Source organism: Desulfosudis oleivorans Hxd3 (genome assembly GCF_000018405.1).
Classification (GTDB): domain Bacteria; phylum Desulfobacterota; class Desulfobacteria; order Desulfobacterales; family Desulfosudaceae; genus Desulfosudis; species Desulfosudis oleivorans.
In genome coordinates, this window is the sequence record NC_009943.1 from 630,195 (window position 1) to 655,719 (window position 25,525).

Annotated in this window: 27 protein-coding genes; 17 read left to right on the forward strand and 10 right to left on the reverse strand. The window is 58.3% G+C overall.

The annotated features are described in order from the left end of the window. The first annotated feature begins 2 nt into the window (after positions 1-2). Both DOLE_RS02855 and DOLE_RS02860 read left to right on the forward strand, forming a co-directional pair. Positions 3-899 carry a 4Fe-4S binding protein gene (locus DOLE_RS02855; protein WP_012173990.1) on the forward strand — a complete coding sequence of 299 codons (897 nt, stop codon included), beginning with the start codon at positions 3-5 and terminating at the stop codon, positions 897-899. Between the two features lie 349 nt (positions 900-1,248). Further along, entirely contained in the window at positions 1,249-1,557 is a 309-nt protein-coding gene (locus DOLE_RS02860; RefSeq protein ID WP_012173991.1) for a hypothetical protein, read from the forward strand. A gap of 233 nt (positions 1,558-1,790) precedes the next feature. On the opposite strand, the gene DOLE_RS02865 is transcribed toward DOLE_RS02860, so the two are convergent. The 9 genes from DOLE_RS02865 to DOLE_RS02905 form a co-directional block, all read right to left on the reverse strand. Beyond that, complete coding sequence (locus DOLE_RS02865) at positions 1,791-2,324, reverse strand: hypothetical protein (RefSeq protein WP_012173992.1); 534 nt, start codon at positions 2,322-2,324, stop codon at positions 1,791-1,793. 192 nt (positions 2,325-2,516) lie between these two features. Then, positions 2,517-2,855 (reverse strand): P-II family nitrogen regulator, encoded by a 339-nt coding sequence (locus tag DOLE_RS02870; protein ID WP_012173993.1) that lies wholly within the window; start codon positions 2,853-2,855, stop codon positions 2,517-2,519. 39 nt (positions 2,856-2,894) lie between these two features. Continuing rightward, positions 2,895-4,181 (reverse strand): ammonium transporter, encoded by a 1,287-nt coding sequence (locus tag DOLE_RS02875; protein ID WP_012173994.1) that lies wholly within the window; start codon positions 4,179-4,181, stop codon positions 2,895-2,897. A gap of 21 nt (positions 4,182-4,202) precedes the next feature. Further along, positions 4,203-5,537: an ammonium transporter gene (locus DOLE_RS02880; RefSeq protein WP_041280319.1), complete on the reverse strand. Its 1,335-nt coding sequence runs from the start codon at positions 5,535-5,537 to the stop codon at positions 4,203-4,205. Positions 5,538-5,573: 36 nt separating this feature from the next. Continuing rightward, positions 5,574-8,237 (reverse strand): [protein-PII] uridylyltransferase, encoded by a 2,664-nt coding sequence (glnD, locus tag DOLE_RS02885; protein ID WP_012173996.1) that lies wholly within the window; start codon positions 8,235-8,237, stop codon positions 5,574-5,576. Positions 8,238-8,577: 340 nt separating this feature from the next. Beyond that, a complete protein-coding gene (nadE, locus tag DOLE_RS02890) occupies positions 8,578-9,357 on the reverse strand; it encodes an NAD(+) synthase (protein ID WP_012173997.1) in 780 nt (259 codons plus the stop codon). A 74-nt stretch (positions 9,358-9,431) separates the two neighbouring features. Next, positions 9,432-10,055 carry a hypothetical protein gene (locus DOLE_RS17840; RefSeq protein WP_083766506.1) on the reverse strand — a complete coding sequence of 208 codons (624 nt, stop codon included), beginning with the start codon at positions 10,053-10,055 and terminating at the stop codon, positions 9,432-9,434. Between the two features lie 319 nt (positions 10,056-10,374). Then, positions 10,375-10,677: a hypothetical protein gene (locus DOLE_RS02900; RefSeq protein WP_012173998.1), complete on the reverse strand. Its 303-nt coding sequence runs from the start codon at positions 10,675-10,677 to the stop codon at positions 10,375-10,377. A gap of 98 nt (positions 10,678-10,775) precedes the next feature. Further along, positions 10,776-11,192 (reverse strand): secondary thiamine-phosphate synthase enzyme YjbQ, encoded by a 417-nt coding sequence (locus tag DOLE_RS02905; RefSeq protein WP_012173999.1) that lies wholly within the window; start codon positions 11,190-11,192, stop codon positions 10,776-10,778. Positions 11,193-11,295: 103 nt separating this feature from the next. On the opposite strand from DOLE_RS02905, the gene DOLE_RS02910 reads away from it, so the two are divergent. The 15 genes from DOLE_RS02910 to DOLE_RS02985 all read left to right on the forward strand — a co-directional run bounded on the left by DOLE_RS02910 (position 11,296) and on the right by DOLE_RS02985 (position 23,291). Next, positions 11,296-11,907: an HAD family hydrolase gene (locus tag DOLE_RS02910; RefSeq protein ID WP_012174000.1), complete on the forward strand. Its 612-nt coding sequence runs from the start codon at positions 11,296-11,298 to the stop codon at positions 11,905-11,907. Between the two features lie 18 nt (positions 11,908-11,925). Beyond that, complete coding sequence (locus DOLE_RS02915; RefSeq protein WP_012174001.1) at positions 11,926-13,305, forward strand: sigma-54 interaction domain-containing protein; 1,380 nt, start codon at positions 11,926-11,928, stop codon at positions 13,303-13,305. A gap of 257 nt (positions 13,306-13,562) precedes the next feature. Then, complete coding sequence (locus DOLE_RS16970; RefSeq protein WP_083766507.1) at positions 13,563-14,150, forward strand: NifB/NifX family molybdenum-iron cluster-binding protein; 588 nt, start codon at positions 13,563-13,565, stop codon at positions 14,148-14,150. 184 nt (positions 14,151-14,334) lie between these two features. Continuing rightward, positions 14,335-14,655 (forward strand): DUF5320 domain-containing protein, encoded by a 321-nt coding sequence (locus DOLE_RS02930; protein ID WP_012174003.1) that lies wholly within the window; start codon positions 14,335-14,337, stop codon positions 14,653-14,655. Positions 14,656-15,036: 381 nt separating this feature from the next. Then, positions 15,037-15,435, forward strand: coding sequence for a response regulator (locus DOLE_RS18380; RefSeq protein ID WP_012174004.1), 399 nt, complete (start codon positions 15,037-15,039; stop codon positions 15,433-15,435). Continuing rightward, positions 15,432-16,286: an ATP-binding protein gene (locus tag DOLE_RS02940; protein WP_012174005.1), complete on the forward strand. Its 855-nt coding sequence runs from the start codon at positions 15,432-15,434 to the stop codon at positions 16,284-16,286. Before DOLE_RS18380 ends, DOLE_RS02940 begins: the two co-directional genes overlap by 4 nt. After that, complete coding sequence (locus DOLE_RS02945; RefSeq protein WP_012174006.1) at positions 16,283-17,158, forward strand: 4Fe-4S binding protein; 876 nt, start codon at positions 16,283-16,285, stop codon at positions 17,156-17,158. Before DOLE_RS02940 ends, DOLE_RS02945 begins: the two co-directional genes overlap by 4 nt. Before the next feature lie 81 nt (positions 17,159-17,239). Then, positions 17,240-17,623, forward strand: a complete 384-nt coding sequence (locus DOLE_RS02950) for a NifB/NifX family molybdenum-iron cluster-binding protein (RefSeq protein WP_012174007.1) — start codon at positions 17,240-17,242, stop codon at positions 17,621-17,623. Positions 17,624-17,881: 258 nt separating this feature from the next. Next, positions 17,882-18,631, forward strand: a complete 750-nt coding sequence (locus tag DOLE_RS02955) for an N-acyl homoserine lactonase family protein (RefSeq protein WP_012174008.1) — start codon at positions 17,882-17,884, stop codon at positions 18,629-18,631. Between the two features lie 27 nt (positions 18,632-18,658). Then, positions 18,659-19,003, forward strand: a complete 345-nt coding sequence (locus tag DOLE_RS02960; RefSeq protein WP_012174009.1) for a CGGC domain-containing protein — start codon at positions 18,659-18,661, stop codon at positions 19,001-19,003. Positions 19,004-19,017: 14 nt separating this feature from the next. After that, entirely contained in the window at positions 19,018-19,488 is a 471-nt protein-coding gene (locus DOLE_RS02965; RefSeq protein WP_012174010.1) for a NifB/NifX family molybdenum-iron cluster-binding protein, read from the forward strand. 195 nt (positions 19,489-19,683) lie between these two features. Beyond that, positions 19,684-21,117 carry a phenylacetate--CoA ligase family protein gene (locus DOLE_RS02970; protein ID WP_167320831.1) on the forward strand — a complete coding sequence of 478 codons (1,434 nt, stop codon included), beginning with the start codon at positions 19,684-19,686 and terminating at the stop codon, positions 21,115-21,117. A 34-nt stretch (positions 21,118-21,151) separates the two neighbouring features. Continuing rightward, complete coding sequence (locus DOLE_RS02975) at positions 21,152-21,571, forward strand: hypothetical protein (RefSeq protein WP_012174012.1); 420 nt, start codon at positions 21,152-21,154, stop codon at positions 21,569-21,571. A 105-nt stretch (positions 21,572-21,676) separates the two neighbouring features. Further along, complete coding sequence (locus DOLE_RS02980; RefSeq protein ID WP_012174013.1) at positions 21,677-22,519, forward strand: hypothetical protein; 843 nt, start codon at positions 21,677-21,679, stop codon at positions 22,517-22,519. A 10-nt stretch (positions 22,520-22,529) separates the two neighbouring features. Continuing rightward, positions 22,530-23,291 carry a class I SAM-dependent methyltransferase gene (locus DOLE_RS02985; protein WP_012174014.1) on the forward strand — a complete coding sequence of 254 codons (762 nt, stop codon included), beginning with the start codon at positions 22,530-22,532 and terminating at the stop codon, positions 23,289-23,291. Positions 23,292-23,394: 103 nt separating this feature from the next. Here DOLE_RS02985 and DOLE_RS02990 read toward each other — a convergent pair whose 3' ends face one another. Next, positions 23,395-25,512, reverse strand: coding sequence for an acetate--CoA ligase family protein (locus DOLE_RS02990; RefSeq protein WP_012174015.1), 2,118 nt, complete (start codon positions 25,510-25,512; stop codon positions 23,395-23,397). Positions 25,513-25,525 lie beyond the last annotated feature (13 nt).

Sequence of the window (25,525 nt, forward strand, 5' to 3'; positions counted from 1 at the left end):
AAATGAAAGAATCCACTAAGCGTATAATAAGGTATCACGGCCTGCGGCCGGACCGGGCCTTTCACAACTGGCTCTATTTTGCCCACTACAGAATTTACGTTAAAACCATGCTGGCCGCCGCCCGGTTTCTGCAGAAGCACTTCGGCGGCATGTGGCTGCTCAGCCGCCCTTTCAAGTCGGTTTTCGAGCGCTACCACTCCAAGGTAATGACCGAGGCTGATGTGAGAAAAATTCTCACCTTGAACCGGGAGCTGGACCTGGGCCCCCACAAGCAGGTCATCCCCTATGCCTATGCCAACAAGATCATTTTTGACGAGCCGGACTTTATCGTGGTGATGGACTGCCCCTGCCGGCTGCACCGCGAGCACCACTGCGAGCCGGTTACCGTGTGCATGGCCGTAGGTCGCTACTATGGTCAACTCTGGCTGGAGCACTCCCAGAAGTTTCATCCCCGCAAAATCACCCAGGAAGAGGCCCTGGAGCTGGTCCGGTCCCAGCGCGAAAAAGGGTGCATCACCACGGCCTGGGTCAAGGTGGGCACCGGCGGCCGCACCGGCATCATCTGCAACTGCTGCACCTGCTGCTGCGGCGGGCTGGAAGGCATGCGCATGGTGAAAGCCATCAAGGGCGGAGAAAACGTTTCCAACGTGGCGCCCTCCGGCTACAAGGTGGACCACGACCCGGCCCTGTGCACCGCCTGCGGCACCTGCATCTCGGGCTGCATGTTCGACGCCATCACCGCCGATGAAAACGGCGCGCCTGTCTACAACCGGGACGCCTGCATGGGCTGCGGCCTCTGCGTGGAACACTGTCCCCGGCAGGCCCGCTCCCTGAACAAAGAGTTTGCCGAGGGCCTGTTCCCCCTGGACCTCGACATGCTCCAGGAAAAAAAGCAGTAATATCCCACCGCAACAGCGGTTTGAAATGCAGGGGCTGCCTTGCCTGTGCGGAGTGGCCCTTTCATTGGCTATTGGTCATTGGCCATTAACTATTGACTATTAACCATTCCTAAGCTCCTCGGGTGCCACGGGCACCAACGGTTGCCCGTGAAAGGCCTTCCGCCCTGCCACCCACGGGCTTTTTCGCCATTCCCTGCACGGCTCTGCGTTCCAAGGCTTCGGCCTTCTGAACGGATTTTCCTGCCCTTCACTGTTCGGCTTGTTGTTTGCCGTGCCGGTATGCTATTTTGATTCAAAAGCGCGGGCCACCGTCCGCACCGAGATTGCATTTCAAAAGGAGAAAGAGAAGATGGCAGAACAGCCGAAAAACAGTGACTGGGTATTTGTGGCGGCCGAAGTGGCCGGCGACTGGGCAGGCCGGTTTGTGGCCTACCGGGATGAGGTCTCCGATATTTCTTATGTGCCGGCGTTTTACAAAAAAGAGGAGGCCCAGGCCTGCTTTATCAACCTGCCCCGGGAAAAGGGGAAAAAATATGAAATTCAGGCGGTGATGTTTGAGGACCTGGCCAAAGACGCCACCGCCAACGGCTGCCTGATCTTCATGCTGGACGCCGACGGCCGCATTCTTCTGAAAATCGATCCCGCCACAGTAGATTGAAGCGAGCCCGGTCCCCAACACGGGCAGACTGCGCCTGGCCCGTGCCACCAGGTAAAGACGGGATTTTCATAGGCGGGTGCCACGGGTAAACCAAAGGTTACCCGTGAAGGGACGGGCAACGGGAGTAGCCATGCCTTATTAAAAACAGGCGGGATATGGGCTGTCGATTTCGATTAAAGCGGACAGGGGCGCAGAACTTGCGCCCCTGATTTTTTTTATAATTTCAAAAAGCCTTACATCGCTCCCTGGGGCGCGCCGAACAGGGACACCAGCAGGCCGATGACCACGGCCTGGACGATAAATCCGATGAGGCAGACGCCCACGGCCCGCAGGGTGCTGGTGTAGTCCAGGGCCTGGCGCACCGCAATGATCATGGTTGCCAGCATCCAGATACCGGTTATCATAAAAACAATGGCGCCAAGGCCGGGAATGATGGCCAGAATGCGAAGCAGCCCCGGTGAGCTGGAAAATCCGATGGTGCGCAGCAGTTCGGCCGGGCTGGACTGGGTCTGGGGTTCGGGCAGGAGTTTTGTGCCGATAAGATAGGTCAGCCAGGCCCAGATGAACCAGCCGGCCAGTGCCCCCGCGGTTCCCAGCACAAGGCCCATGATGCCGCCGGTGCCGATGGTGCCGACGCCGGCCGCCAGGCTGGAAAGAATCACCACGCCCATGGCCTGGCCCATGGCCTCACCGTCCGCCTCCACTTCTTCATAGACGTTGACATCCAGTTTTGCGGCCCGGATCATCCGGTCTGTAAATTGGGACATGATTTCCTCCTTGGGGTGTGTGGGGTTCTTATTATTAATCGCTTCCTTCTGGTTTGCAGTCTGGCCATGTCGGGCCAGAAAATCAAGGTTTTTTGCTGGGCTTTCGGGTCGGAGGAAAAAGAAAACCCCGGGGTCGGGCAGGGTTGTCCGGCCCCGGGGCGAATGGATTGAATGTAGGGTGTGGCGTTTAAATCAGATGGCGTCTTTGCCTTTTTCACCGGTGCGGACCCGGACGGCCTGCTCCACGGGCATCACGAAGATCTTGCCGTCGCCCACCTTGCCGGTGAGGGCGGCCTTGGCAATGGCGTCCACCACCTTGTCGGCCATGCTTGCCGCCACCACCACCTCCAGCTTGATCTTGGGCACAAAGTCAACTATGTATTCCGCGCCCCGGTAGATTTCGGTATGGCCTTTCTGGCGGCCGTAGCCCTTGACCTCGGTCACGGTCATTCCCTGAATGCCCAGTTCGTTTAAGACGTTTTTTACATCATCAAGCTTGAAGGGCTTGATTATGGCTTCTATCTTTTTCATGGTCGGTCTCCTTTTTTATATGGGACAAGGGTTGGGGCATCAGTCCAGCTCAAAGGCCCGTTCGCCGTGAATGGCGTTGTCAAGGCCCATCATCTCATCTTCCCGGCTTACGCGCAAGCCGCCGGTGATCAGCCGGGTGACATAAACGATAATCAGGGTGGCCACGGCGGTAAAGGCAATGGTGGCCACAATGGAGATCGCCTGAATGCCCAGCTGGGCGGGGTTGCCGTAAAACAGGCCGCTGGCCCCGGAAATGGCGGGGTTGGCAAACAGGCCGGTGGCCAGGGCGCCCCATATGCCGCATACGCCGTGAACACCAAAGGCGTCCAAAGAGTCGTCATACCCGATTTTGTGCTTGAGCACGGCCACGCTGTAGAATCCCAGGACCCCGGCCACCAGGCCGATGACCAGGGAGGCGGGCAGGTTGACAAACCCGGCCGCCGGGGTGATGGCCACCAGCCCGGCCACCACGCCCGAGGCAAGGCCCAGCAGGGTGGGCCGCTTGCTGACGATCCATTCGGCAAACATCCACGCCATGCCGGCCATGGCGGCCGATGTGTTGGTGACCAGAAAGGCCGAGCCGGCCAGGCCGTTGGCGCCCAGCGCGCTGCCCGCGTTAAACCCGAACCAGCCGAACCAGAGCAGGGCCGCGCCCAGGGCCGTTAAGGAGACGCTGGAGGGAAACATGGCCACTTTTCCATAGCCTTCCCGTTTTCCCAGCATCAGGGCCAGCACCAGGCCGGCAATACCCGCGTTGATGTGCACCACGTTGCCGCCGGCAAAGTCCAGTGCCCCCATCTCGGCCATCCAGCCGCCGCCCCACACCCAGTGGGCCACCGGGCTGTAGACAAAGGTGAGCCACAGCAGGCAGAAGACAATCCACGCGGAAAACTTCATTCGGTCCACCACTGATCCCAGCACCAGGGCCACGGTGATGCCGGCAAAGGTAAGCTGGAACAGGACAAACACCGATGCGGGAATGGTGCCGGACAGGGTGTCAATGCCGATGCCGTTTAAAAACAGGTGGTCCAGGCCGCCGATGATCCCGCCCTTGTCCGGGCCAAAGGCCAGGGTATAGCCCCAGCAGACCCACACCAGGCTGGCCAGGCAGTAGGCGGCAAAGGTCATGGCATAGGTGTTGAGCAGGTTCTTGCTGCGGGACATGCCCCCGTAAAACAGGGCCAGGCCGGCCGGGGTCATCATCATCACCAGGGCCGTGGCCACGATGATCCAGGCCGTGTCGCCGGTGTCCAGCACCGCCTCTTCGGCAAATGCCGGCAGCACGGACAGCAGCAACGCCACCGGTACCAACAGAATTTTTTTCATCGGAGTTCTCCTTTTTTTTGGTTATGTAATGAAGTCGGAGCGGACCAGGCCGTATCCGTTTTCACCGTGCAGGAACTGGTCAAGCCCCTCCACTTCCCCTTGCTCTTCAATGCGGAATCCCACGCTTTTTTCCACCACAAAATAGATGGCCAGGGTGCCGACCACGGCCAGGGCCACGGTGGCGCCGACACCGGCCAGTTGAACGGCCAGCTGGTTCCACGCGCTCCAGGCCCCGCCCGCCGCCTCGGCCGCGTCTTTCATCCAGCTGTCGCGGATAAAGAAGCTCAGCAGCAGAACCCCCAGGCCGCTGCCCACGCCGTGAATACCGAAACAGTCAAGGCTGTCGTCATACCCCAGCCGGTTTTTGGCTTTCAGCGCAAAGTAGCAGGCCATGGACGAAAGGGCGCCCAGGACCAGGGCGCCGCCGGGCAGCACCACGCCGGCGGCCGGCGTGATCACCACCAGGCCGGCCAGAATGCCGGACACAAACCCAAGGGAGGTGGCCTTGCGGTAAATCAGGGCCTCGATCACAAGCCAGGTGAGGGCCCCGCTGGCCGCGGATATCTGGGTCATGGTCAGTGCCCGTGCCGTGTCCAGGCCGCTCTGCACGGTGGAGCCGGCATTGAAGCCGAACCAGCCCACCCACAGCAGGCCCGCGCCCATCATGGTCATGACCATGTTGTTGGGCAGCATGGGGGTCTGGGGATATCCCCTTCTGGCGCCCAGCATCAGGGCGATGACCAGGGCGCTGACGCCCGCGGAAACATGGATCACCGTGCCGCCGGCCAGGTCGATGACCCCGGCCGCGCCCAGGTTGAAGAGCCAGCCGTCGGCGGCCCACACCCAGTGGCACAGGGGGCAGTAGATCACCAGAAACCAGAGGGCGATAAACAGGATGTATCCCCGGAAATAGACCCGTTCGGCCAGGGCGCCGCTGATCAGGGCCGGCGTGATGATGGCGAACTTGCCCTGGAACATGGCCAGCACGTATTCAGGCACGCCGTTTGTGATGCTGGAGTCGATGCCCTTCAACAAGAAGTAGTCGCTGTTCCAGCCGACCACACCGCCCATCACGCTTTTACCGAAGGTCAGGGCGTATCCCACCACCACCCACAGCACGCCGATGACCGCCATGGCCACAAAGCTGTGCATCATGGTGCCCAGAACGTTTTTGGTCCGCACCAGGCCGCCGTAAAACATGGCAAGCCCCGGCACCATCAGCAGGACCAGGGCCGTGGAGGTGAGCATCCAGGAGGTGGTGCCGGTGTCGATAACCGTCTCCGGGGCGGCGGCAAGCGCCGGCATTGTCTGGAGGACCCATGCAGCGGTCAGGGCCGATACCATTTTTCTTTTCATTGGCTGTCCCCTCTTTGTTCTCAATTTATTTGATGTTCATACGGTGGCCGTCTGTGAAGGGGCGGGATTACCCGCTTCATGTCGTTCCAGCATTGTTTCAATCATGGTCTGGAGCCGGTCAACGGCCTCCGGCGTGTCCACTTTTTCTCCCTCCAGGGTCCGCACGTAAAAGATGTCGATCACCTGGTCCACCTTGGTGGCGATTTTGGCCACCCAGATATCGATGCCGCACTGAAACAGAATGTCGGTGATGGAAAAGAGCAATCCCGGAAAGTCGTAGGCAAACACCTCCACAATGGTAAAAAAGCTCGATTCTTCGTTGTCGATCTTTACCCGGTGCGGGCGCGTGGCAAAGGTCTTTTCCGTTCGCAGGGGCGCGGGCCGGGCCGCGATGGCCCCTGCCAGGTCGAGGTCTCCGGACAGGGCCGCCTGAAGATGGGAAGCCGCCTTTTCCCACTGCTGGTGCTCGTAGATTCGGTCCGCCGGCGGGCTTACGGTAAACACGTCCAGGGCGATGCCGTTTTTCCATGTGTAGATTTCAGCTTCCAGAATATCCAGGCTGTTTAACGTAAACACCCCGGCGATCTTTGAAAACAGGCCGGGCCGGTCCTTGGCGCAGATGGTTACGGTGCGGGCTGTGCCGTTGGCCGTCGAGGCCACGGTCCAGACAAAGTCGCCATGGCCCAGCCGCCGGTAAAGGTCCATGTGCGCGCGAATGTTCAGGGCCGGCACATAGAGGCAGTAGCGGGGCGGCAGGATCTCCATGTGGGCGGCCAGGGCGGTTTTCTCCTCCGCGGAGGCGGCGATGTCCAGCAGCTCCCGGGTTTTGGTTTCCACGGTGGCCAGGGCCTTCCGGGAGGCCAGCTCGCCCTTTTCCAGGATTTTTAATACCTTTAAGAAGAGGTCCCGCAGCACCGACGCGGTCCAGTCGTTCCACGCCTTGGGGCCGGTGGCCATGGAGTCGGCCACGGTGAGCAGGTAGAGCATGGACAGGGTTTTTTCGTCACCGATCCGGCGGGCGCAGGCCAGGGCCGTCTCTTCGCTGTTAATATCCCGGCGGGTGGCGGTTTTGGCCAGCAGCAGATGTTCTTTCACCAGAAAGGCCACGGCCCCGGTAAACTCCGGGCCGTATCCCATTCCCGACAGAATTGTTTCCGCTATTTTCGCCCCGCGTTCCGAATGGCCGCCGCCGGCCTCGCCCTTGCCGATGTCGTGAAGCAGGCCGGCCCACAGTAGAATCGTTTTCCGGCGGCCCAGCTCCCTGTAAAGCCTTGCGCACAGGGGGGCGTCGCTCTCCTTTGCCCCCAGGGCCTTGAGCCGCTCCACGGTCTGAATGGAGTGGCGGGCAATGGGAAACAGGTGGTACCCGTCGAACTGAATCCGGTCGATAATGGTTTTCATTTTTGGAATAAGCCGCTCCAGAACGCCGGTGTGCAGCATTTCGTTGAGCACCCCGGCATCCGGGGCCCAGGCGGCCAGAATGCGCTCAAAGGCTTTTGTGACGGCCGGGTCGCTGCGAAAGGGTTTGTCCACCAGAAAGGCAAACTCCCGAAGAATGCGCCGGGCTTCCAGGCCCAGGGGAAGATGCAGGCGGGCGCTCTGTTCAAAAATATCGAGCAGCAGGTGGGGCCGGGAAAGAATGGCCTCCGGTGACGCAAACGTAAGCAGGTTCCGGTCGACCTCGATGCCCGGCGCCACCGGCTGCCGGACCCGGGTTTTTCGCGCGAACCGGTAGCCCCGGGCATAACCGGCCTCGGCCAGAAAGGCCCGGTTGGTGTGCCGAATGTATTCCATCTCGCTGTGCAGCCGTCCCAGAAACCGCTCCACCGCCATCTGGCCCCCGGCCGTCTTGAAGCCCATGGCCGTTGCAATGACCTCCTGGTGATCCAGGTAGAGCTGGTCGAATTTTCGGCCGGCAAGCCCGTGCAGATGGTTGCGCACGGTCCAGATAAAGGCCAGGGCCCTGTTCAGGTCCGCGTATTCGTCGTGGGAGAGGTAACCGTAGTACTCCAGGTCCCGGGGGCTGATGATGGGCGAGATGATGCGGGCGATCCACAGCATGGAGTGATAGTCCCGCAGGCCGCCCACGCCCTCCTTGAGGTTGGGCTCCAGCAGGTAGGAGGAGTCGCCGAATTTTCGGTGACGCTCCTGGTTGCCCTGAATCAGGGCCGCGATCACGTTGCGGGCCCGGCGACCGGAAAGCCCGGGGGCCAGCCGTTCCCGAAGCTGGGTATGCAGGGGCAGCATGCCGCACAGAAAACGGGCGTCCAGAAGGGAGGTGAGCACGTCCAGGTCCTGGCCGGCCAGGGTCACGCACTCCTTGACCGACCGGGTGGCATGACCTACCTCAAATCCCAGGTCCCACAGGGGATAGACCATTTCCCGGATCAGGGCCTCAGCCGCCGGGGGCACCTGTTTTTTGAACAGAAACAGCAGGTCGATATCCGAATGAATGCACATCTCCTGACGGCCGTAGCCGCCCAGGGCGATGACGGCAAAGGGATGTTTGTGGAAATTCATCTTCGGCCCCACCCGGCTGCCTTCAAAGCAGGAGATAAAATAGTCGTCCAGCAGGGCGGTGTGGCGGGAGAGAAAGTCAAATGCCTTGCCCTGTGCGGAAAAGTCGGCAATCAGGCGCTCCCGTGCAGTGCGCATGCGGGTCGCGGGTGTGTCGATGCCAGTGGTGGTCCCTGCATTCATGACTATCGGTTCCTTTTGGAACAAAAAGAATGCAACTGGAATGCCAACTGCTGTTTTTATGTAATATTCTTATTTTAAATGATTATTTGGCCAGGCACCGGTGTGGTACTTTACATTTTTGGAATATAATAAAAAATAAACAACAAAAATGTGATTAGCGAGAGGCCAGTGAGGGCAGGGGCAGTTTACGCGTCATTATCAGCGAAAGCGAAGCAATATTAAACGCTTTTTTCTTCGTGCGCTTCGTTTCTTCGCGGTCTTCGTGTTGAAACTCCCGGTGCTCCCGGCTCGGCCGGCCGCTTTTTAACACGAAGCGCACGAAGCTGACGATGCAGCCGGGCTATCGCAGGTCATTTGGAATCTGGCACACCGGTATGGGGTCCATCTTGTGGCGGTTGGCCCTGTGAAACCGGCGATAGATGGCCAGCACTTCCTGTCGGCGGGCCGACAGCAGCGAGGGATCTTCACCGGTGGCATCAAAGGCCATGGCCCACTCCAGTTCGGGGTAGGTGGCGCCGATCTGGCTTTCGTCGGTGCGGTTGTCCGGCCACAGGCCGTCGGTGGGGGGCACGTCCAGAATTTCCTGAATTACGCCCAGGTGGCGGGCCGCTTCATAGACCTCGGTTTTGACCAGGTCGGCAATGGGGGAGAGGTCCACCCCGCCGTCGCCGTACTTGGTGTAAAACCCCACGCCGAAGTCTTCGACCTTGTTGCCGGTGCCGGCCACCAGCAGGCTGTAATGAGAGGCAAAGACGTACAGGGTGACCATGCGCAGCCGGGACCGGGTGTTGGCCAGGGTGCGGGTGTCGCCGACCGCATCGGGCAGGGCGTCCTGCAGTGAGGCCAGTACATTCGACAGGTCCACGGTTTCGGTGCGCACGTTGTCAAAACGGCCCGTCAGCCAGGCGATATGCTTTGCCGACAGGGAGACCTGGGCCGGATCCTGAAGGATCGGCAGGTTCAATGCCCATACCGGCCTGCCGGTTTTCGCGCACAACGTGGAGGTGAGCGCGGAATCAATGCCGCCGGAAACCCCCACCACAAAGCCCTTCATTTTCGCATTGTCGCAGTAATTCACCAGCCAGGAAACGATATGGTCAACGACTTTTTCGGTTTTCATGTGCTTACCCCTTTAAATCGGTATCGGTATCGCTATCGGTATCGAAATCGATAGCGTCTCGCCTAAACAATCATTCAGAATGTTTGTTCGCTTCCATTGGAGCGGTTCATTTCCAGAGATTCTAGGTGCAGAGCGGATTTTGTTAACAATTTTTTACTTTGGAAGATAATGGACCTGATTTTCCTCTCTTGAGATTGGTTTAAATGTTGGTATCGAAATGTCTCTATCGCAAGAAAACGAATAACATCAAGGATGTCTATCGCTATTTGTGGCATTCCATGCAACTCTATGAGCCAAAGGCTCGGGATGTAATGTTCAAAGTTGTTTCTCAAAGTTTCTTTTAATCGTCTAATGGAATCTGCTTGTCTAGCAGAGACATTTAGTGGGATACCACCGTAAAGTGTGCCCATCCAATTAGCATCCTTACACATCTCCAACGCTTCATCGAGCGTTATAAGCCGCTCATGTCCTTTTTTAGTTGTTTTTACGATTGAGCTTGGATTGGAAGTTTTGCAGGCGACTATTGCAAAACCATACAGAGCTCCATGTAATGATAACACCACCCATTTCCATGCCTTTGGATCAGTGAGTGCCCGTCGGATAAATTCACCTGCTCTTTCCAAGTAATCGAGCGCATTTGTCTCTTCGGTGAAGCGCAGGTATTTTTCCGTAAAACTGTTTCGTGTCAGTCTTCTCATGTCACAACAGTATTAATACTATATTTATCTGTTTCGTGTACTTTTCTTTGGCGCAAAGAAAAGTACCAAAAGAAACATGCCCTGCAGCTTGGCCTTCGGCTGCCCTCGTGCAAACGCTTTTTTCGGCGCGGGCAGGAACTCGCCCGCCTGTGGCGGTGCTCAAACAGCCTGCCCGCTGTTTCCGAAAAAAGCATTCACGCTCGGCTGCGCTGCAACGGGCGGGGCCTGATCCTTTGCGTTCAATTGTTATTCATGGTTATGCTGAATGCTGTCTGGTCGCTTTGTTTTTTTATCCTTAGGACTAGGGCATACTTTATTGTCAGACTACTTGGTAGAGAAAAAAACCGAACCAAACAGCGTGAATTGTCAAAGCCAGAAGCTGTGGCCAAAACGGGAGATCCATCTCTTTTCGGCGATTTACCCAGGTGCTGTGAAGCATAGAATGCCCATATGAAATAATACTGGCACCGATGGCGAAATTGGCCACCTTCTGAATGTAAATATACTCAAGGCCATTGTTGATATCTCTCATGAGCAGTAGCAACAAGAGAACAGCGAGAGCATATCCAGGAATTTTGAATGCTTTCCAAAAATCCGGGTTTAAAATTTTTTCGTATTCCATCTCTCCCCTCCATTTTAGCGAGTTGTCATAATTTTTTGAAATACAGTGACGAGGGGTGCCGCGCAACGCAGATATTGGGCTTCTGACAAAGCCATCTCCTATTCCCCGATGATTTTAATCAATACCCGCTTGGGCCTGCGTCCGTCAAACTCACCGTAGAATATTTGCTCCCACGTGCCGAAATCAAGCCGGCCCCCGGTGACGGCCACCACCACCTCCCGGCCCATGATCTGGCGTTTCATGTGGGCGTCGGCATTGTCTTCGCCCACGTTGTGCCGGTATTGGGAAACCGGGGCGTGGGGCGCCAGTTTTTCCAGCCACTGGTCATAGTCGTAGTGAAGGCCGGATTCATCGTCGTTGATAAAGACAGAGGCGGTGATGTGCATGGCATTGACCAGCACCAGGCCCTCCTGAATACCGCTTTCCGAAAGGCACTGTTCGACCTCGGGCGTGATGTTGATAAAGGCCCGGCGGGTGGGAACATTAAACACAAGCTCCTTGCGGAAGGTTTTCATGGGAAAGGCTCCTTTTTGCAAAAAGGCTGTTCGTGATTATAATAGTCCTGTATAAAAAATAACATAACGTGGAAAGTTGCAAGAAAAATAGAAAGTCAGGCCATTGAAGACAGATAAGGTTACCACCATTCTTTTTGACCTGGGCGGGGTCCTGTTCGAGCTGTCCGGCATTCAGAAAATCTCCCACTGGACCGGGGGCCGGCTGGCGCCGGCGGATCTGCTGGAGCGGTGGCTGGCCTCTCCGTCGGTGCGGGCCTTTGAGTGCGGCAGGATCGATTTTTTCGCCTTTCGGCACGCATTGAAGCAGGAGCTGGAGCTGGCCGTTTCCGACGACGAGTTTGAAAAAACCTTCAGGGCCTGGATTCGGCAGGTGTTTCCCGGCACAAAGGAGCTGCTGGCCGACCTGGCGCCGCGCTACCGGCTGGCCTGCTTTTCCAACACCAATGACGTGCACTGGCAGATTATCCGCAGCGATTTTGACGTGCTTTCCTGTTTTGAAAAAACCTTTGCCTCCTGTGAGATAGGGCTGGTCAAGCCGGACGCCGAGGCCTTTGATCATGTGCTGGCAGGCCTGGGCTGCGGGCCGGGACAGGTGCTGTTTTTTGATGACAGCCCAACCAACGTGGCCGCGGCCGAAGCCTGCGGCATGAACGCCCGCCGCGTTTACGGGGCACAAAATGTCCGGCAGGTGCTGATCGACATGGGCCTGCTGTAAGGTATTTATAAAAAAGCAATGGCAAAAAAGAAAACCGACAACACGCTGCCGCAAGACGTGACCGGCATTATCCTGGAGAGCATCTCCGACGGGGTGTTTACCGTGGATAACAACTGGCGGATCACCTCTTTTAACCGGGCCGCTGAAAAGATCACCGGCATTCCCAGAAAAGAGGCCCTGGGCCGTCACTGCTGGGAGGTCTTTCGCTCCAACATGTGCGAGGCGGAGTGTGCCCTGAAAAAGACCCGTAAAGAGGGCAAGCCCTTTGTCAGCACCGACAGCTATATCATCAACAGCGAAAAAAAGCGCATTCCCGTCACGGTATCCACGGCCCTGCTCAAGGATGACGACGGTGAAGTGGTGGGATGTGTGGAGACCTTTCGGGACCACAGCCAGCTGGAGGAGCTGCGAAAGGAGTTGTCCGATACCTGGCGCATGGGCGACATTGTCAGCCGCAGCCCGGCCATGCGCCGCATTCTGAAGATGCTGCCCCAGGTGGCGGAAAGCGACAGCGTGGTCTTGATCGAGGGAGAGACCGGCACCGGTAAGGAGCTGACCGCCAAGGCCCTGCACAGCCTGAGTTTTCGCAAAGACAAGCCTTTTGTGACGGTAAACTGCGGGGCCTTTCCGGACACGCTGCTGGAGTCCGAGCTGTTCGGGTACAAGGCCGGGGCCTTTACCCACGCGGTCAAGGACAAGCAGGGCCTGTTTGCCGCGGCCAATGGCGGCACCCTGTTTCTCGATGAAATCGGCGAAACCAGCCCGGCTTTCCAGGTGCGGCTGCTGCGGGTGCTGGAAGATCGCGCCTTTACCCCTCTGGGCACGGTGAAAAAAGAGAAGACCGACGTGCGGATTCTTGCCGCCACCAATGCCGGCCTTGCAAAAATGGTGGAAGCCGGTACCTTTCGCCAGGACCTGTTTTACCGCATCAACGTGATTCGCCTGGCCCTTCCGCCCCTGCGCCAGCGCATGGAAGATGTGCCCCTGCTGGTGGACCATTTTATCGATCGGCTCAACCGGCTTCGGGGCAAGACCATATCCGGCATCGACCAGGAGGCACTGGAGGTACTGATGACCCACCGTTTTCCCGGCAATATTAGGGAGTTGGAAAACATCGTCGAATACGCCTTTGTGCTGTGCAGCGATGATCGCATCGGGGTGCGCCACCTGCCCGCCGACCTGGTCCGGCAGGAGGCAGAGCCGTCTGCCGGGGACCATGGGTTCGATGACCCGGTAAGGTCGGCCGAGGTTCAGGCCATCACCGACGCCCTTGCGCGCAACGACTATAACCGAAATGCCGCTGCCAGGGACCTGGGCATTCACAAGAGTACCCTGTTTCGCAAGATGCACCGGCTGGGCATTCCCCTGCCCGACCGGGACGGCCGCACAAAGGCCTGAGTCATCCTGTCTGCCCTCCCCCTGACGAAACCGATACAGTCGCAATAGGGTCGCACATTTTGGTGCGAGAATAGTCGCGTTTTTGCGACTATGTTACGCTTCCGACTCCTTTCCCATCAGCCGCTATAAACTTTAAATATTTGTATTTTATATTTAAATTTATTTTATCGAGGTTATGCAACAAGTGGCACGGCAATTGCTGTAAGTAAAGGCGAAGACAGTAAGTGCAACCCTAATCTGACGAGAACGGTCGGTAAATGATGAATGTGGCGGTAACAGCCTGGGGCGGGAGAATCTCTCCGGTCTTTGATTCCGCAAGGACACTGATGCTTGCGGAGATAAAAGATGGTGAGGTGGTGTCCCGGCGGTATGAAAGCATTGATCCGGTGTGGATTTCCCACCTGGCCGACCGGCTGCGCGAACTGGGGGTGGACGTGCTGATCTGCGGCGCCATTTCACAGACGCCGTCCACTATTATAGAGGCAAATGGCATCCGCCTGATTCCTTTTATCGGCGGTGCCATTGAAGAGGTGCTCAACGCGTTTGCCCGAAGCGGCCGTATTGCCTCGGATTTTCTGATGCCGGGGTGTGGTCGCGGGCAACGCCGACAGGGCAGGGGCGCCTGCCCGAGAAGTTATAAGGAGGTGAATGCAATGCCAAGAAGCGATCGAACAGGGCCCCAGGGTCTGGGGCCGGGAACCGGTCGGGGCCGTGGGCCCTGCCAGGGCGGCAGGACCGGAACAGGCACCGGGCAGGGCACTGGCCAGGGTCAAGGTCAAGGCCGTGGCCAGGGCAGAGGCCAGGGTGCAGGAAACGGCGCCGGCCAGGGTAAAAGAAACCGATAATTCGACTTTATTGAAAAGATAAAGTCGTAAAAACCAAAAACCGGACGGCTTCGTAAAAAGTTCAAGTTCAAGGCGCGCAAGTTCCGAGGAATGAGGCGTACTTGCTGTACGCCGCAGTGACGAGTGAATGCAGCGCAACACAGAAATTGGGCTTTTTACGAAGTCGTCAAATAAGGAGATGAAAATGCCAGGATACAATGGAACAGGCCCCATGGGGGCCGGGCCCATGACGGGCGGTGCGCGGGGTTACTGTTCACCGGCCGCTGCGGGCCAGAGAGGTACGGGTTTCGGCTTTGGCCGGGGCATGGCATATCGTCGGGGCGGTGGCTTTGGTCCGGGCAGAGGCGCCGGAGGTGGCTACGGCCGACGGTTCGCGGGGCCGCAGGCCCCTTACGGGGTATCACCCACTGACGAGGCCGCGGCCCTGAAGCAGCAGGCCCAGGCCATGCAGAACAGCCTGGATGCCATTTCCGCAAGGCTTGCCGAACTGGAAAAAGAGGAATAACCCGACAGGTTAGCAAGTGTCCATCCATGTAACATGGATGAGACCACATGGTGTTTCCAATCCAGAAATGAGAATTTTTTTGCAAGATCAAGGAAAACAAGGGCTGACGCGGAGGCGTACTGTTGTACGCCGCACAAGGAAGCCCGCAGTTTGACGCAGAGATTGCGGAAAAAGGCCATTTATGGATGGAAACTAGCAAAATATGTTTTGCCTGGGCGTGCCATATTCATGCCCTCCTCCAACCCTGCCCGATCCCCGTTCAATCGTGAACGGGGGCCGGGTCGGGCCTTGTATGATGTCCCAGGCGGGTGTAAATTCGTTTGCCTGAAAAACGAAACGTACCCATACGTTTTACAAAAGCGAAAAAGGAGACAAAACGCCATGCAAGCCTTGCTGGTGGGATCGAACCGGCCTGCTTTTACAGCGATGTCCGCCGCGCTGGAGGCAGCGGGTTTTGCGGTCAAATGGGCCGATACATGTGAAAGCGCGTTGGCCGTGTCGGAGGCCGGACCCCTGGACCTGGTGATAGTAGACGAGCGGGTTGAAGGCGCCGACGGCCTGGAATGCATAAAAACAATGGTGACACGCAATCCTTTTCTCAACTGCGCGGCAGTGAGCACCCGGTCGCCGGAGGACTTTCACGAGGCCAGCGAGGGGTTGGGCGTGCTGATGCAGCTTCCCCCTGTTCCGGGAGAGGCACATGCCCGTAAGTTGATCGATCATTTGAGTGCCATTTTAAACCTGGGAAAAAAAGCGGGTAAAAAGGAGCGTGCAAAATGATCATCAGTGTTGCCAGCGGAAAGGGCGGCACCGGAAAGACCACGGTGGCCACCAACCTGGCCGTGGCCCTGGGCCCGGACGTTCAGGTGTTGGACTGCGACGTGGAAGAACCCAATGCCCACCTGTTTTTAAAGCCGGCCTTCACCGACATGGAGGCCGTGATGGTGATGGTGCCGGCTGTTGACGAAGAAAAATGCACCTACTGCCGCAAGTGCGCCGAGATATGCCGGTTTCGCGCCATTGCCGTGCTGGGTGAGACCATCCTCACCTTTCCCGAGCTGTGCCACAGCTGCGGGGGCTGCATTGAAGTCTGCCCGGAAGACGCCGTGTATGAAACCAGCCGCAAGGTGGGTGTGGTGGAGCGGGGCACCGGCGTGGGCGACACCGCTTTTGTGCATGGCCGCCTGCGCGTGAGCGAGGCCATGGCCCCGCCCCTGATTAAAAGGGTGCGGGCCTATACCCGGCCCAGCGGTCTGACCATTATTGACGCGCCGCCCGGCACGTCGTGTCCGGTAATCGCGTCGGTTAAGGATGCCGATTTCGTGGTGATGGTGACCGAACCCACGCCCTTTGGCCTGCATGATCTGAAGCTGGGGGTGGAGGCGGTGCGGATGCTGGGCCTGCCCTGCGGCCTGGTGATCAACCGCAGCGACATCGGCAATGATGAAGTGTGGCGTTACGCCGAGGCGGAAAACCTGCCCATCCTGATGGAGATGCCGTTTGACCGGGGCATTGCCGAGGCTTACTCCCGGGGGGAGATGGTGGTGGAGCGGTTCCCCGAGTGGCGGGAAAAATTTGTGGACATGTATGGCCGGATCACCCAACTGGTGGAGAAAGGGGGCCGCAAATGAAGGAACTGGTGATTTTAAGCGGCAAGGGCGGCACCGGCAAAACCAGCCTGACCGCTGCTTTCGCGGCCATTACCAATAACCGGGTACTGTGCGACGCGGACGTGGATGCCGCGGACCTGCATCTGCTCATGGCGCCCGCCGTAAAGCAGGAGACCGATTTTACCGGCGGCGGTATTGCTGAAATAGACCCGGACCGTTGCACTTCCTGTGGACGGTGCCTCGAGCTGTGCCGGTTTGAGGCCATTCGCGACGATTTTGTGGTCGACCCCATTGCCTGCGAAGGATGCGGCGTGTGCGTGGACCTCTGCCCGGAACAGGCCATTGACTTTCCCATTCAGACCTGTGGGCAGTGGTATATATCAGGCACCCGGTTCGGCCCCATGGTCCATGCCCGGCTGGGCATTGCCGAGGAGAACTCCGGCAAGCTGGTGGCCCTGGTGCGGCAGGAGGCCCGCAAGCTGGCCGAGGCCCAAAATCTGGACCTGATATTGACCGACGGGCCGCCCGGCGTGGGCTGCCCGGTGATCGCCTCCCTGGGCGGGGCAACGGCCCTGCTGATCGTGGCCGAGCCCACGGTCTCGGGCATTCACGACATGGGCCGGGCCGCCGAGCTGGCAGCCCACTTCAAGGTGCCGGCCATGGTGTGCGTGAACAAATACGACTTGAACCCGGACCAGTCGGACGCCATTGAGGCCCTGTGCCGGGACCGGGGACTCGCCTTTGTGGGCCGGATTCCCTTTGACCCGGTGTTTACAAAGGCCATGGTTTACGGCAAAACAGTTTTTGAATATGATGCAAAAGCCGAAGTCACCGAGGCGGTGCGACGGTTGTGGGAGACCATTGCCGCGTCGCCTGAAATGAATCCGGCATAACAATGTGCGGGACGGGCCGCATGGGGCGGCCGGTTCCTGTAGAGCGCTGTACGCTTAACAACAAACGATGAAGGAGATTGTATGAAAGACGGAAGAATCGCCGTCCCCTCCAACGGAGCGGGCGGCCTGGACGGCACGCGGTCCGGCCATTTCGGCCACTGTGACGTGTTTACCCTGGTGGACGTGAAAGACGGCCAGATCGCCCAGGTTTCCACCATTTCCAACCAGGAGCATGTTCAGGGCGGGTGCATGGTGCCGGTGAACCTTTTGGCGGAACACAGGGTCAACGCCCTGGTGGTGGGCGGTATCGGCATGCGCCCCCTGGCCGGTTTCCGGCAGGTGGGCATCGACGTGTACCACGACGATCAGCGGCCCGAAATCCGCCCCGTGGTGGAAGACCTGATCGCCGGCAAGCTGCTCCAGATCCGGGACGACCAGGTGTGTGGCGGGGGCGGCGGCCACTAGCCGAATATTTCACCTTCGGGCGAGTCGCTTTGATCCCGCCATCGGCGGGACTGTGTTGCGGGCCGCTCGCAATATATACGGTAGGGGCGAACCTTGTGTTCGCCCTTTGATGGGCAACCACAGGGAGTGCCCCTACAATATATTGTCCCGCGCCCTGCATCTTTCGGCCAAATAAACGCGTGAAATATCCGGTTCAGATCAATTGTGACATATTCGGAACGGCGTTTTCGGGTAAAAAATGCGTAACGGGAGAGAATCATGACCACATACACCATCCATCCCATCGTGATGGGGACCAAGGTGTTTGACAAGAGCATGATGACCTACCAGTTCGGCGCCGGCACCCCGTATACCATTCCTATCTACTGCTGGTATATCAAGGGCGGCGACAAGACCATCCTGGTGGACACCGGGGAACGGAATCCCATCTGCTCGGCGGAACGGGAAGCGGCCATCGGCGGAAAGATCTATACCTTTGAGGAGGGCCTGGCCCGGTGGGGTATAAAACCGGAAGCCATCGACGTTGTGATTCACACCCACCTTCACAATGACCATTGTGAAAACGATGACAAGTGTCCCAACGCGGTGTTTTACGTGCACGAAAGGGAACTGGCCCATCTTCATGCCCCCCATCCCCTGGATATCCGGTATGTGGAAGATTACCTGGAAACCGTTGAAGAAAACGGCCAGGTGGTCACGGTGGAGGGCAACACCGATATTGTGGATGGCATTCGCGTGATTCACACGCCGGTGCACACCGAGGGCGGGCTCACGGTGCTGATTCAGACCCCTGCCGGCACCGCGGCCATTACAGGGTTCTGCGTGATCGACGAAAATTTTAATCCCCCTAAAGAGGCACGGGCCATGGAGATGGAGGTGATTCCGCCGGGCACCGTGGTCAACAGCTACAAGGCCTATGACATCATGCAGGCGGTCCGGTCCATGGCGGATATCCTGCTGCCGCTGCATGAGCCCCGGTTCGCGGCCATGGGCACCATACCTGAATAATTCGAACATACGAACAAGGAGAGAAAAATGGAAAAAGTTGCGGTTGTGGGATGCGGAGCGTACATGGACAATGGATACGGATGTCCCGGCGAGTGGCGGTGCCTGAAAGCCGCGGCCCTGGGCGAGGGCAAGTTTGAGGCCCCCGCAACGGTGGTTGCCTTTATCAAGTGCGAGTGCCCGGGCCGCTGCCTGGTGCCCAACGTGGGCATGGCCATGAAACTGTCCGAGATCAAGCCGGACAGGATATACCTGAGCAGCTGCCTGGCCAATGCCAAGCCCGGCTGCCCTTACAGCAACGCGGAAGAGATGGCAAAAATGATCGAAGGCAAGTTCGGCATTCCCGTGGTGACCGGGACCCATGATTATCATTAAAAAAGGAGGTTGTTATGAAAGTGGCGGTCAGTTCAACCGGAACGGACCTGTCTTCACAGATCGATCCGCGCTTCGGCCGGTGTGCCTATTTTGTGGTGGTCAATACAGAAGATATGGGGTTTACGGCTTTTCCCAACGAAGGGGTGGGCCTGAGCGGCGGTGCCGGTGTGCAGGCCGCCAGTTTCATTGCCTCCCAGGGGGTGTCGGCGGTGCTTACCGGAAACTGCGGGCCCAAGGCGTTGCAGGGCCTTTCAGCGGCCGACATCAAGATTTACGCGGGCCTGTCCGGAAGCGTGGCTGATGCCGTGGAAAAGTTTAAAAGCGGTACGCTTCAGGAAGTGACCGAAGCCACGGTGGCGGAAAAGGCCGGTGTGGCCGGCGGTGGTGGCCGTGGCGTAAGCGGCGGTGGTCGTGGCATGGGCGGTGGCGGCGGCCGGGGCATGGGAGGTGGTGGTGGCGGTGGCCGGGGCCGTGGCATGATGTAAAGTCACCGTCTATTTTATCCATGTGTCATTGCGCCTGTCCGCCATAGCCTCTGGCGACGGCGGAAGCGCAGCGAAGCAATCTTGTCCAGACGCGGAGGAGATTGCTTCGTCGCCTTGCTTCTCGATTTTTCATTACACCCGTGGTATTTTGTCAGAAATTTGTGAGAATCAGTTTTTCTGACAGGAGCCATGCGCGTGAACCAGGCGGTTGAACCTGCCCCCACCTCCCTGGAAGCGGAAAAGGCCCAGCAATCGTTGTGGCGCCTTCTGCCCCGTTTTCGTGGAACTCCCTGGTTTGATCAACTGCTGGCAAACGAGTTCCTTCCGCCTGATGTTCAGGAGCGCCGGCAGCTGGCCATGCTGCAGCGCACCGTGGCACGCGCCTTTGAAACGGTTCCATACTATGGTGATCGTTTCCAGGCCGCCTTTGGCCGGCCCGATATTGGACGGTTGTCTGACCTTGCCCGGCTGCCGGTGCTGACACGCCTCGATATTCAGGCCCACTTTGACCGCATGCAGTCCACGGCCTTGAAACCGGGGCAGCCCATGCTGCCCACGCAGACGTCAGGGTCAACGGGACAGCCCGTGACCGTGCTGCACACCGTGGAAAGCCGCCGCATGTTCGGCCTGCTCAAGCAGCGGGAGCTGCGCTGGTTTCGGTGGAATCCTGAAAAAACCCTGGCCGCTGTCCGGTCGGCCAACGAGATCCCGTTTTCAGACGACAACCGGACCGCCTTTGAGAACACCTTTTTTTGTCAAACCCCTCACTGGCCGGTGATCGGCAGCTGTTTTCATACCGGCCCTTTTTGCGGCATGAGCTGCACCGCGCCTCTTGAGACCCAGGTCCGGTGGCTGGACCATGTACAACCCCACTACCTGATGGTGATCGCTTCCAAGCTGGAGCACCTGGCCTTTGGATACCAGCAGCGGCCCGTGCCGGAAACCCTGGAGGCGGCGCTTTCCATTTCCCAGGAGCTGACCCCGCGGATGCGCGCCTTTGTTGAGGCCGTTTTTCGCGTGCCGGTACACCAGAACTACGGGATCAACGAAGTGGGGATCATTGCCTCCCGCTGCCCCGAGGGGGGCCGGTATCACGTCAACACCGAGCTCTGTGTGGTGGAGATCGTGGACGCCGACGGTCAGCCCTGCAAGCCGGGCCAAAAAGGCCGGCTCCTGGTCACGGCCCTGGCCAACGACGCCATGCCCCTGATTCGTTACGACACCGGGGACCTGGCAGAAGCCATGGAAGGACCCTGTCCCTGCGGCCGGACCCTGCCTTCCTTTGGCATGGTTCACGGCCGGTACAACAGCATTGTGTCGTTGCCCGACGGATACTGGAATTACTGGATCGCCTTTGTGGGCAACTTTTCGTCAATGCCATCTCACCTGATGCAGTACATTCGGCAGTTCCAGATGCATCTTTTTCGGGACAATATCTTTGAGCTGCGCCTGGCCTTAACGCCGGGCCGGCCGGAGGCACTGATTGAATATGTGAAAAGCGCCTGGAGGCCGGATACAGACAACCCGCCGGCCATGCGCATCGTGGAGGTGGACGGTTTTCCGGAACCGGCCAATGGCAAGTTTCAGATGTTTACATCGGACTATATCACGCAACCGCCAATCAAATGACGGAAGATGGTTCCGTCACGGAAAGGTCTTGCAAATGCGCGACAATCTGCCTGTCGGAAAAGTCTATCCTCTATCAGTTGCTCCGTTTGAGGAGATGGCCCACCATGAAATGGCGCAGTGGTTCGAACGGTTTGTGCCCGTTGGATTCCCTGTGGAAATGGCGGTTCACAACGTGTCGGTGCCGAAGGGCATTGTCCCGGAGATGTATGTAACCCCCCATGCCCACGAGGACCATGATGAAATCAATATTGTTCTAGGCGCCGGCGGGCTGTCCTACAGTATCATTTTGGATGGTCGCGAACAGAAGGTGGCGGCGCCGGCCGCTGTATGGGTTCCGGCCGGGTGCAGCCACTCGGCCAACGCGGTGTCCGGTGAAGGATTTTTTATCTGCGTGAAAATAAAAAAAGAGCCTGTACCGCCCGGTATTTCCGAATCAGACAGGCTTTTGAGGTAAACGGTTTGAAGCAGACCGCGATTCAGGGTATCATGCGGCATCTTTGTCGGCGCTCCCTGAATACGGCTGTTTTGTGGCAATGAATTGTGATGAAAGGATGATGCCGTGACCCCTTCACGCCCGGAACACTGGAGCCTGCACGCGAGGCAGTGGCGCCATATCGGCCCGCCGCTGCGGCCCTGCACGCAAGACATTCGTATTTTCGAGCAACGCATCGCCGCCTGGCATGCCGAAACCCGGCCGGCGGACGACTCCGTGGCCCTGCTGCTGGGCGTGACCCCGGAGATAGCGGCCATGTCCTGGCCGGCTCGCACGCGCCTGCTGGCCGTGGACCACAACCTGGATATGGTCCGTTATGTGTGGCCGGGTGAGGCTGGCTGCGCCGACAGCATGGCCGTCTGCGGCCGGTGGCAGCAGATGCCGGTGCGTAAGGCGGCTGTTTCCATGGTGATCGGTGACGGCTGTTTTATATTGATGGACTTTCCGGAGGGGTATCGCCGGGTGGCGGACGTTCTGCACCAGGTGCTGTTGCCGGGCGGGTGCCTGATATCGCGGTTTTTCACGCGGCCGGCAAAGGCGCCCACCGTTTCGCAGTTAATGGCCGGCCTGGAAAACGGGACAATCCGCAGTTTTGACGCGTTCAGAATACAACTGGCAATGGCCCTTCAGGGGGATGACGTGGAAAAGGGTGTCTGCCTCAACGATGTCTGGCAGGCATGGCAGAATGCCGATATCGATAAGGAGCAGATCGCCCGCAACCTGGGCTGGACACCTGAGGCCATGGCCCTGATGGACAACTACCGGGGCCAGCCCACCCGTTATTTTTTGCCCACACAGAAAGAGGTCGGTCAAATTTTTGGCGAGCGGTTTGACCTGGTCGAATTCTTTACCGGTGATTATGAAATGGCGGACCTGTGCCCGATTATGCGGTTTGTCCCTCAAAGATAAGAGGCTGTCAGTGGACGATTATCAACTCTTGATAGACCTTCACAAAAGCGCGGACCGGCAGGGTCCGGGCGGGGATGCAGAGACCGAACAGGCGATTTTCCTGGCCATGCCGGACCGGTCGAAACCATTAAAAATTGCCGACATCGGTTGCGGCACGGGCGCTTCTGCCCTGCTGCTGGCCCGCCTGCCAAAGGCCCAAATTACGGCGGTGGATTTTCTTGAAGATTTTCTTGAAGTGCTTGAAGACAGGGCTGCAAGCATGGGGCTTTCTGAGAAAATAACGACCCTGTGCGGGTCAATGGACAACCTGCCGTTTCAAGATGAGGCATATGATGTCATCTGGTCTGAAGGGGCGATATATAACATCGGGTTTGAAAAAGGCGTAAAGGCGTGGCGCCGTTATCTGCCGGTAGGCGGCCTGCTGGTTGTCTCGGAGATTACCTGGCTTACCGCCTCCCGCCCGCCGGAACTCCAGAAATACTGGGAAGCCGAATATCCCGAAATAGACACGGCCGCTTCAAAGATTGCCGTGCTGGAGAAGCACGGCTACTCACCGGTTGGATATTTTGTCCTGCCCGCGCATTGCTGGCTGGAGAATTATTATCGGCCCATGCAGAACCGTTTTAAGGAGTTCCTTGACCGGCACAAAAACAGCAAAGCGGCACAGGCGGTCGTGGAAGCCGAAATCCGGGAAATCAAAATGTATGAGCAATACAAACCATATTACAGCTATGGGGTGTATGTCGCAAAAAAGGTGGATCAGCAGCCATAAAACCGTATCAACCCGGCGCATCAACCCCGGGAGCACCCTCCTGTGAACACCACCCCGGGAGTGTGCGGCGAACTTTTTTGCGGTAGCACCCCAGCGTCTTTCGCTACTCCTCCGGAATAAACGATCTTCCGTAATCACACCACACCTTGATGGCAATGCTCATGGGCTTTATCATGGGCACGGTGTAGGTGTGAAATTTTTTTGAATACAGGTAGGCCCTGCTTCTGGCCACGTGTTTGGAAAACCCGCGCGGGGAGACGATCAGGGGTTTTTTAAGGTCTCTTTGCAGGTCAATGAGCCGCTCGGGCAGGTATTCAGACAGGTAGGGCACCTGCAGGTAGATCGCGGTGAGGATGATGTCCGTGTTGGGGTCGTCGGCGATAATCCGCAGGGCGGCCAGCAGGCGGTCGTCATCACAGTTGCCGAACAGGTCCAGCGGGTTTGAGCCGATGCCGGCAACAATGGTGGCCTTGTCTTCCGGCCGGGCGGTTTTGATATTGTCCGCCATCAGGTCCTGAAGGGCCTTTCTGGTTTCCGGCGCAAACTCGGCCAGCTCCATGCACTCTTCGGTCACCCGGTCGGCCAGCAGGATGCCGGCACCGCCCCCCACGCTGACCACGGCCACCCGGTTGCCTCCGGCCGCCGGCTGGGAACTGAGCATGGAGAGAATGTTGACCAGGACCTTGGGGTCTTCTGTCAGCTCTTCCACAAGGTAAAAACCGGCCTGGCGGCAGCAGGCCTTGAAGGCCTCGTGGCTGCCGGCCAGAGAAGCGGTATGGGAGAGGGTGGCCGCGGCCCCGCCCCCGGTGCCGCCCTTGATGACCAGCACCGGTTTTTTTGCCGAAACCGTTTTGCCCACCTGCATCAGCTTGAGGCCGTTGTCAAAACCTTCCATGTAGATGGCGATCACCTTTATTCTGGGGTCGTTTCCCATGTGGGCCAGAATTTCCGCCACGCCCACGGAGCTGGCGTTTCCGCAGCTCACCCACATGCCAAGATCCAGGTTGTCGGCCTCCATCATTTCCATCAGTTCAAGGCCCACGCCGCCGCTCTGGGAGATGATGCCGATACCGCTGGACCCCCTGATGACGCTGGTGCGGTGTTCCGGTATGAACAGGGTGTTGACCTTTGAAAAATTGTCAATCACCCCCATGCAGTTGGGGCCGATATAGGCCACGTCATATTGTATGCTCAACTCCAGGAGCCGCTCTTCCAGGTCTTTTCTGCCGATTTCGGCAAATCCGTCGCTGAAGATGATGGCGCCCCGGCCGCCTGCCTTGCAGAATCGCTCAAAGCTTTCCACCGTGGCTTCGGCGTTGACGGCAAAAACCCCCAGGTCCGGGGCTTCGGGCAGGGCGTCAAAATCCGGGTAGCAGGTCAGGCCCTGGACGGTTTTCAGCTTGGGGTTGATGGGGTAGACGGTGGGGATGCCGAGGCAGTTTTTCAGAATGATGCCGCCCATGGTGCCGGGCCGGGAGGCGCCCACAATGGCAACGGACCGGGGGCTGAAAACGGCTTTCAGGCTTTTCATTTTTTCTTCGGAAAGGTCGGTGCCGGACGGTACGGTAATGGGATCATCGGCAATGAGCCGGCAGTCCACGATGGCGTATCCCTGTTCGTAGACGATCACGGGATTTAAGTCCAGTTCGTTAATTTCCGGATGGTCGGCCATGAACCGGGATACGTTTATGGCAAGCCGAATTACAGCCGGTTTGTCCAGGGCCGGGCCGCGAAACCCGTTCAGAACGGTGCCGGCCATGGTCTGGGAAAGCATTTCTTCAACATCGGTTTCGGTCAGAATGCCGATACCGGGCTGAACGTCTGCCCACAGCTCAACAAAGCGGCCGCCATGGCCCACCATGGTCACCGGTCCGAACCCGGGGTCCTGCTTGGCCCCCACCAGGAGTTCAAATCCGGGGTCGGCCATTTTCTGCACCAGGATGCCGTCCGGCAGACCGGCGCCGGCCTGTTTCACGTTTTCCATCAGGCGGTCCAGGGCATTTTTGACGGCCTCTTCGGTTTTGAGGTTCAGAAATACAACCTGGGCATCGGTTTTGTGAATGATCTTTTCCGATATGGCCTTTAAAACAACGGGGTATCCAAGGTCCCGGGCGACCTGGACCGCCTGTTGCGGATCAGTGACCATTTTGCCAAGAATGGGAATTCCATATGCTTCAAGCAGGTCGGCGGACGCTGTGAAATCCAACTGGGTTTTGGCCATGGCGGTTTTCCCC

What these genes read in the sequence shown, in the direction of transcription:
- DOLE_RS02855 (WP_012173990.1), top strand. Translation starts at nt 3, where the DNA reads ATGAAAGAATCCACTAAGCGTATAATAAGGTATCACGGCCTGCGGCCG.
- DOLE_RS02860 (WP_012173991.1), top strand. Translation starts at nt 1,249, where the DNA reads ATGGCAGAACAGCCGAAAAACAGTGACTGGGTATTTGTGGCGGCCGAA.
- DOLE_RS02865 (WP_012173992.1), bottom strand. Translation starts at nt 2,324, where the DNA reads ATGTCCCAATTTACAGACCGGATGATCCGGGCCGCAAAACTGGATGTC.
- DOLE_RS02870 (WP_012173993.1), bottom strand. Translation starts at nt 2,855, where the DNA reads ATGAAAAAGATAGAAGCCATAATCAAGCCCTTCAAGCTTGATGATGTA.
- DOLE_RS02875 (WP_012173994.1), bottom strand. Translation starts at nt 4,181, where the DNA reads ATGAAAAAAATTCTGTTGGTACCGGTGGCGTTGCTGCTGTCCGTGCTG.
- DOLE_RS02880 (WP_041280319.1), bottom strand. Translation starts at nt 5,537, where the DNA reads ATGAAAAGAAAAATGGTATCGGCCCTGACCGCTGCATGGGTCCTCCAG.
- glnD (WP_012173996.1), bottom strand. Translation starts at nt 8,237, where the DNA reads ATGAATGCAGGGACCACCACTGGCATCGACACACCCGCGACCCGCATG.
- nadE (WP_012173997.1), bottom strand. Translation starts at nt 9,357, where the DNA reads ATGAAAACCGAAAAAGTCGTTGACCATATCGTTTCCTGGCTGGTGAAT.
- DOLE_RS17840 (WP_083766506.1), bottom strand. Translation starts at nt 10,055, where the DNA reads ATGAGAAGACTGACACGAAACAGTTTTACGGAAAAATACCTGCGCTTC.
- DOLE_RS02900 (WP_012173998.1), bottom strand. Translation starts at nt 10,677, where the DNA reads ATGGAATACGAAAAAATTTTAAACCCGGATTTTTGGAAAGCATTCAAA.
- DOLE_RS02905 (WP_012173999.1), bottom strand. Translation starts at nt 11,192, where the DNA reads ATGAAAACCTTCCGCAAGGAGCTTGTGTTTAATGTTCCCACCCGCCGG.
- DOLE_RS02915 (WP_012174001.1), top strand. Translation starts at nt 11,926, where the DNA reads ATGGCAAAAAAGAAAACCGACAACACGCTGCCGCAAGACGTGACCGGC.
- DOLE_RS16970 (WP_083766507.1), top strand. Translation starts at nt 13,563, where the DNA reads ATGATGAATGTGGCGGTAACAGCCTGGGGCGGGAGAATCTCTCCGGTC.
- DOLE_RS02930 (WP_012174003.1), top strand. Translation starts at nt 14,335, where the DNA reads ATGCCAGGATACAATGGAACAGGCCCCATGGGGGCCGGGCCCATGACG.
- DOLE_RS18380 (WP_012174004.1), top strand. Translation starts at nt 15,037, where the DNA reads ATGCAAGCCTTGCTGGTGGGATCGAACCGGCCTGCTTTTACAGCGATG.
- DOLE_RS02940 (WP_012174005.1), top strand. Translation starts at nt 15,432, where the DNA reads ATGATCATCAGTGTTGCCAGCGGAAAGGGCGGCACCGGAAAGACCACG.
- DOLE_RS02945 (WP_012174006.1), top strand. Translation starts at nt 16,283, where the DNA reads ATGAAGGAACTGGTGATTTTAAGCGGCAAGGGCGGCACCGGCAAAACC.
- DOLE_RS02950 (WP_012174007.1), top strand. Translation starts at nt 17,240, where the DNA reads ATGAAAGACGGAAGAATCGCCGTCCCCTCCAACGGAGCGGGCGGCCTG.
- DOLE_RS02955 (WP_012174008.1), top strand. Translation starts at nt 17,882, where the DNA reads ATGACCACATACACCATCCATCCCATCGTGATGGGGACCAAGGTGTTT.
- DOLE_RS02960 (WP_012174009.1), top strand. Translation starts at nt 18,659, where the DNA reads ATGGAAAAAGTTGCGGTTGTGGGATGCGGAGCGTACATGGACAATGGA.
- DOLE_RS02965 (WP_012174010.1), top strand. Translation starts at nt 19,018, where the DNA reads ATGAAAGTGGCGGTCAGTTCAACCGGAACGGACCTGTCTTCACAGATC.
- DOLE_RS02975 (WP_012174012.1), top strand. Translation starts at nt 21,152, where the DNA reads ATGCGCGACAATCTGCCTGTCGGAAAAGTCTATCCTCTATCAGTTGCT.
- DOLE_RS02990 (WP_012174015.1), bottom strand. Translation starts at nt 25,512, where the DNA reads ATGGCCAAAACCCAGTTGGATTTCACAGCGTCCGCCGACCTGCTTGAA.